At 36.5% G+C, this 6,512-nt stretch carries 7 protein-coding genes; 2 read left to right on the forward strand and 5 right to left on the reverse strand.

Going from position 1 to position 6,512, the window contains the following annotated elements; translation table 11 throughout:
* Positions 1-631: 631 nt before the first annotated feature.
* Positions 632-2,698: an AAA family ATPase gene (locus V4538_15855; protein MES2382522.1), complete on the forward strand. Its 2,067-nt coding sequence runs from the start codon at positions 632-634 to the stop codon at positions 2,696-2,698.
* A 2-nt stretch (positions 2,699-2,700) separates the two neighbouring features.
* Complete coding sequence (locus V4538_15860; GenBank protein ID MES2382523.1) at positions 2,701-3,153, forward strand: hypothetical protein; 453 nt, start codon at positions 2,701-2,703, stop codon at positions 3,151-3,153.
* 170 nt (positions 3,154-3,323) lie between these two features.
* Here the strand turns inward: V4538_15860 and trxA are convergent, their stop codons facing one another.
* The 5 genes from trxA to V4538_15885 all read right to left on the reverse strand — a co-directional run bounded on the left by trxA (position 3,324) and on the right by V4538_15885 (position 6,121).
* Positions 3,324-3,620: a thioredoxin gene (gene trxA, locus V4538_15865; GenBank protein MES2382524.1), complete on the reverse strand. Its 297-nt coding sequence runs from the start codon at positions 3,618-3,620 to the stop codon at positions 3,324-3,326.
* A gap of 45 nt (positions 3,621-3,665) precedes the next feature.
* Positions 3,666-3,983, reverse strand: coding sequence for a rhodanese-like domain-containing protein (locus V4538_15870; protein ID MES2382525.1), 318 nt, complete (start codon positions 3,981-3,983; stop codon positions 3,666-3,668).
* 21 nt (positions 3,984-4,004) lie between these two features.
* Entirely contained in the window at positions 4,005-4,169 is a 165-nt protein-coding gene (locus V4538_15875) for a DUF6132 family protein (GenBank protein MES2382526.1), read from the reverse strand.
* Positions 4,170-4,210: 41 nt separating this feature from the next.
* Positions 4,211-4,414, reverse strand: coding sequence for a DUF2892 domain-containing protein (locus tag V4538_15880; protein ID MES2382527.1), 204 nt, complete (start codon positions 4,412-4,414; stop codon positions 4,211-4,213).
* 528 nt (positions 4,415-4,942) lie between these two features.
* Positions 4,943-6,121: an acetyl-CoA C-acyltransferase gene (locus V4538_15885; GenBank protein ID MES2382528.1), complete on the reverse strand. Its 1,179-nt coding sequence runs from the start codon at positions 6,119-6,121 to the stop codon at positions 4,943-4,945.
* Between the last annotated feature and the right edge of the window lie 391 nt (positions 6,122-6,512).

The following is a 6,512-nucleotide window of genomic DNA, read 5'->3' on the forward strand; positions in this document are numbered from 1 at the left end:
GGTGTTGAAACCTAGCTGAGAGGACTTGAAAGGTTGTGGAGAGGTCTTGAAAGATAGTTGAGAGGTGTTGCGATGTTGTTGAGAGGTGTTGAAACCTAGCTGAGAGGACTTGAAAGGTTGTGGAGAGGTCTTGAAAGATGCCTGAGAGGTGTTGCGATGTTGTGGAGAGGTGTTGAAACTTAGTTGAGAGGACTTGAAAGGTTGTGGAGAGGTCTTGAAAGATGGCTGAGAGGTGTTGCGATGGAGCTGAGAGGTGTTGAAACTTAGCGGAGAGGACTTGAAAGGTTGTGGAGAGGTCTTGAAAGATAGCTGACAAGTGTTGAAATGTAGTTGGGAGGTGTTGAAATGCAATATTGGCGTATGCTATACCCTAAAAACAAACCCAAACCACATTAAGCCCTTTTAATAAGCGCAGTATAAATACCCTTTTTTAGTAGTATAAATACTCTTTTTTGAGGGGGTATGCTTACACCCCAAATACCGCTTTGGCTTTTATTTATTTTATTTTCAGCTATTTAAAAGCATTTTTTGCTTAATAACTTTACCCAAGTCTCCAAGCCATACCCAAGCAAGCCCTTGTTTTTGCATATTTTATAAATAGGTTTGAGTACAAGAGATATATTAGTACACTATGAGAATTAATAAAATAAAATTTAGCCCCTCCCAAACAAATGAAAGAGGTCTTCAAGAAATTAAACTTGATAGACTTGAAACTGTAGTTGCTTTAGTAGGTAAAAATGGTTCAGGTAAGACAAGAATTTTAAATCTTATTGAAAATGAAATTTCTTCAATTATAACAATAAAAAATATTTTACAAGGTAACATCACCAATCTTCCACATAATATTAAGCAATTATTAAAAAAACTCGAACCATATAAAGACTTAGCAATAAAAACATTTGAAATGCAAGAAATAACGGTTTTGAGACAAAAAAATCCATCTGATTCTGATTTAAAAAATGAACAGCAGCTAATTAGAAGTGAGATTATCCGTATTGAAAATGATTTAAGGCCTAAAGGCCCTATAGTGATAATTAGTGATAACCCTTTAACAGTGCCTCGATCAGAGCCTCCATCCAGAACATTGAAAGTATTAATTGATGAGATACAACCATTAGTTTCAAAACTTAAAACGGATTTTATTAAACGAATTAATTATGACCAAATAAAACAGCTAACAGATGTCATTACAGATAATGAGGATGAGGCAAATTCATTTGAACAACTAGTTGAAAATGTTTCTGAACAACTTGAATATAATGAGTTAGGTAGTATCTATAAAAGTTCATTGAGATTTTTAAAAAAATTACCCCATCAGCTTGTATCAGATTGGATAGATTGTTTAGGTGATATTAACAAATTTAACAAAAGACAATCTTACAAACGATTTGAATCACTTAAAGAAATATTTGAAAAAATATTTGGAAAAGAACTTGATTGGGAAATAAAAAATGTAAACAGAAATATAACTGATAATGGAGTTGAAAGTTTACAAGTTGGTATTTGGAAAATAAATGGTAGAGAGTTCAATTATCTTCAGTTTTCTGATGGTGAAAAAAGTCTCTTTGCATACGTCTTAATGTTTTTCTTAATGTCACAAAACAAAGACATACGATTAAAAGATAGTATATTAATAATTGACGAACCTGAATTGCATCTGCACCCTGATGCAGAAATTGACTTAATAAATGGTATAAGAACTATTATCAATGAAAATGGTCAACTATTTATCGCCACACATTCATTAAACATTTTATCTCATTTAAATTATGAAGAAGTTTTTATGGTAAAAGATGGTCTTATAAAACATCCATCAAATACTATACAACGTGAAGCATTAAGTGAGTTGATGAAAATTGAAGAACGAGTTCTAAAATTAACAGAATTTTTAAACTCCATTTCAGAATGGGCTTATGTACAATTTATGATCGAATGTTTTACAAATCCAGAAGTAATTGAAGTTGCTAAAAAAAATGACCCACAAGTAATGTCTCTTAAAGATATTGTGAATAATACTGAAGGTATTAAAAAATCCCTCCTGCTTGATTTTGGGGCAGGTAAGGGTCGTCTTTATGAGCAAGTAATGCAAGACGAAAATTTCAGAAAGAAAATTGACTATTCAGCATTAGAACCTAATACAGAATTTCATACAACATTAAAAACTAAAGGCGTTAAAACAATTTATGAATCTTATGATAAGATACCAAATCATAAATTTGACTTTGTTGTACTATGTAATGTATTACATGAAATTGACATTACCGAATGGATACCAACACTAAACAAAATAATTGACTCTTTAAAAGATAATGGTTCTCTCATAATTATAGAAGCTAAGCACCTTAAAAAGGGAGAACAAATAGATTACTCAGGATACTTACTATTAGATGAAAGTGAATTAAAAATATTGTTTGGTTTAAAAGAGAATCCATCAACACTAACTCGTAAAGATATTTCTGATAATATAACATGTGTTTTAATTTCCAAAAATAAGTTAAAGCCATTAACTAATAATAATCTATTAAATACTATACAAGCTTTAGAAGAAAATACTCTGAATAAAATACAATCAATAAGGGAATCGAAAAATGATGATATATCCCATAATAAAAAGGGAAGAACCACTGCATTTCTATCACAATTACATATTAATTCGAGACTTACGCTTAAACGATTACAACAAATCTCTCAAAAATAATTATGAGCAATACATTTAGACACAACGCTAGTTTTGGTAAACGCATGGAGTATTTTGTAATTAGTAAAATGCTTGAGCAAGGACTTGATGTTTATATTCCCCTTATTGACGACTTTGGTATTGATGCTATTGTTAGGAAGAAGGACGATTCGTTTGTGGAACTGCAAATCAAAGCCCGTTCAAAATATGTTGCGTTTGGTGACGCTGCTCTTTTTGCAGCAATCACTCACGAACCAAGAAAGAATTATTATTTTGTTTTTTACTCTCAACGTATGGACAAAACATGGATACTTTCTTCAAAAGAATTTATTACCGAAGCCCTCCAAAACAAAAGTGGAAAGAATGAAGGCAAACGTTCAATTTGGTTCAACGGGAAAAACACTAAGCTAAAACTTGAACATCCGCATCCACGATTTAATAAGTATCTTCACATCAACTTTGATATATTTAAATAACTAAATACTTACAATTAGTGCTCCGCTAGAGCGAGCGGATGTTCGCTCCAATGCAAATAACATTTTATTGAATCCTTTCAGGGTTCTCTCGTTGTTTGGCTCTTTTGCCCGCAGGCTGCACCTGCGGTATTGGTATTATGTTCCTTCGTGGTAAGCAAAATAAACAACTGTTATAAATAAGCCGCCAATGCCTGCGAGAGTTCTTGGGCGTTTACCACGCCTGCCTGTCGCCAGAGTATTTTGCCTTGCTTAAATAATATGAAGGTAGGTATGCTTTGTATACCATAAGTAGCAGCTACGGCCTGGTTTTTATCTACATCTACTTTAATAATGGTCAATTTATCGCCTACCTGCTTTTTAAAGTTTTCCAATATGGGTTTCATGGCATGGCAAGGGCCACACCACTCGGCAAAAAAATCGACCAATAAAGGTTTATCTGCTTGTATTAATTCGCTAAAGCTGGCCATGTTGTTTTTATTTTGTTTTATGGTTTGCCGGGTGGTAGCTATACCCTACTTAATCTTATTCTGCAAGCTACTCCATGCGCCACCGTTGTATACCTGTGTATAGCCATTTGATTTTAAAATAGATTTGGCGGAAGCACTGCGCATGCCGGAAGCACAGCAGGTAATAATGGGTTGGTTTTTATCTTTAAACTGAGACAACTTGCTGCCTATTTCGTTTACGGGTATATGTAACGAGCCGGGTATATGTCCGCTGGCATACTCTGCTTTGCTGCGTACATCTATAATTACAGCTCCTTGTTTTACCAGTTCGGCATAGTTAACAGCAGGGCCTAAGCCTAACATTTTTTTTATAGCGTTTATCATCGTTGTTGAATAGTATATGGTTTATTTTTTAATAATATTGGCAAATAATACGCCCATGAAAGCACCATACAAGGTACTGTTTATGGGTTTGGAAGTAATAGCACAGGTGCCCGAAGCACAACCTATATAATAGTAATAGGCATAACCTAAAGCCGCTCCTGCTACCAAGCCTATTAAACTCCACATGTATTTGCGCAAATAAAGCATAATGAAAGGGTATTGTTTAGTTATTTTTTCTTACGGGTGGAGAAACCTATGGTATAATACAGCGGGCAAAAATTAATGAGGCTGGTAAATAATAAAACACCTGTTAAGGCTCCTAATATTAAAGCGGTGGCTCCATTGATAGCATTGGTAAAATACAAGATGGCTACTATTACAGCCGATAATGCCCTGGCTATTCTGTCGGTATTGTTCATATTTGATTTCATAGTGGTAAGGGGGTTATGCTTAGTCAAATATAGGGGTATGTTTGCCGGCTTTTTGTTATATATGTTATTTTATTTGTTGATAGTTGTTGGCTTACCGATATGTCGTCCCTAAAGGGACTGATGGGTATAGAGCGTGTGTTACCTGTTACCGATGTTTCGTCCCTAAAGGGACTGATGGGTTGTGTTTGTTTTGGTGACGGAGTGTTACCGGGGTATCGTCCCTAAAGGGACTGGTTGGGGGTAGCACGTGAGTTACCTTACCGATATGTCGTCCCTAAAGGGACTGATTGGTAAACCTGCGTATGAATAGTCCCATAGGGACGACCTATTGGTATTGACCGACTGCAACGGTATTCACATAAGTCCCTTTAGGGACGAAACATTGGTATAGCCAAGCTACTAAAGAACGCACTTAAGTCCCGTAGGGACGAAACAGTGGTGGAAATAAAAAATTGGTTGGGACTATACTGCATAAAAAAAGCTTGCCTTTTTGGGCAAGCTTTTTTGTTTGTATATTTTATAAGGTTATTAGCAAGCTTCTATTACGATAGCTGAAGCGCCACCGCCACCGTTGCAAATACCGGTAACACCTATTTTACCTTTTTCTTGTTGTAATACATGAACCAAAGTAGTTACAATACGTGAACCGCTGCTTCCCAGTGGATGACCAATAGCTACTGCACCTCCGTAAACGTTTACTTTTTTAGGGTCGATATTTAATAGCTGCGTATTGGCAATACCTACTACTGAAAATGCTTCGTTTAGTTCAAAGAAATCAACATCTTTAATATCAATACCTGCTCTTTTTAATGCTATTGGCACTGCTAATGCAGGCGCAGTGGTAAACCACTCTGGTGCTTGTGCGGCATCGGCAAAACCTAATATTTTAGCCAATGGTTTTAAGCCTAACTCTTTTACTTTGGCTCCGCTCATTAACACCAATGCGCTTGCTCCATCGTTTAAGGTAGAAGCATTGGCAGCTGTTACGGTTCCGTCTTTTTCAAATACGGGTTTTAACGTTTTTACTTTATCGAAGTTTACTTTGGTATATTCTTCATCGGTACTTACCCAAATGCTGTCTTTACCACGTTGTGGTATTTCAACAGGCACTATTTCTGCATCGTATTTTTTTGCCTGATGTGCGGCTGCAGCCAGGGTATATGATTGAATAGCGAAATCGTCTTGCGCTTCGCGGCTTATGTTCATTTCGCGGGCACATAATTCGGCTGCGCTACCCATGTGGAAATTGTTGTAAACATCCCACAAACCATCTTTTACTAAACCATCGGTTAAAGTACCGTGGCCTAATTTATAACCTGTGCGTGCTTTGTCTAAATAGTAAGGTACGTTGCTCATGCTTTCCATACCACCGGCTACTACTACCTCGTTAATACCGGCCATAATGCTTAAAGCGCCTTCCATAATGGCTTTGGAGCCCGAAGCACATACTTTATTGATAACGGTGGCGGGAACGGTGTTGGGTATACCTGCAAATATGCTTGCTTGAGTGGCAGGTGCCTGACCTAAATTGGCTCCTAATACATTACCCATAAATACTTCCTGTACTAACTCAGGCGCAATGCCTGCTTTGCTAAGCGCACCTTTAATAGCTGCTGCTCCTAATTGTGTGGCTGAAACGCTTGCTAAACTACCATTGAATGAACCAATTGGCGTGCGCACTGCCGATACGATATAAACTTCTTGCATGATTTGTTTATTAAATTTTGTGGGGCGAATTTATATTTATAATACGAAGTTGAAAGCTATTTTTTAAAATTTAACCCACTGATTAACAACAAGGAATTATGGTCAGGAATAAAACACGGGTATCGGGTGTTGGATTCGACCTCTTCAAGGTCAATTGAATGGGTTGTTGTGTATTGGTTATTCCTATTTGACCCCGTTTGGGGTCAGGGAACTATTAGTGGAGCATATTTCGGCTTCGCTCAATATACAGAAACATTTATGTGGAGGCAATGACTCCGAAGGAGTCTAATATGAATAAAAAGACTGTTCTCTCCAAAAACATACGACCCTGAAGGGGTCGAACAAACCGATTATGTTGGTTATAAATATTCGACTCCCTTCGGGGTCGGAT

It is taken from the genome of Bacteroidota bacterium (genome assembly GCA_040388375.1).
Taxonomy (GTDB): Bacteria; Bacteroidota; Bacteroidia; order UKL13-3; family UKL13-3; genus JAAFJM01.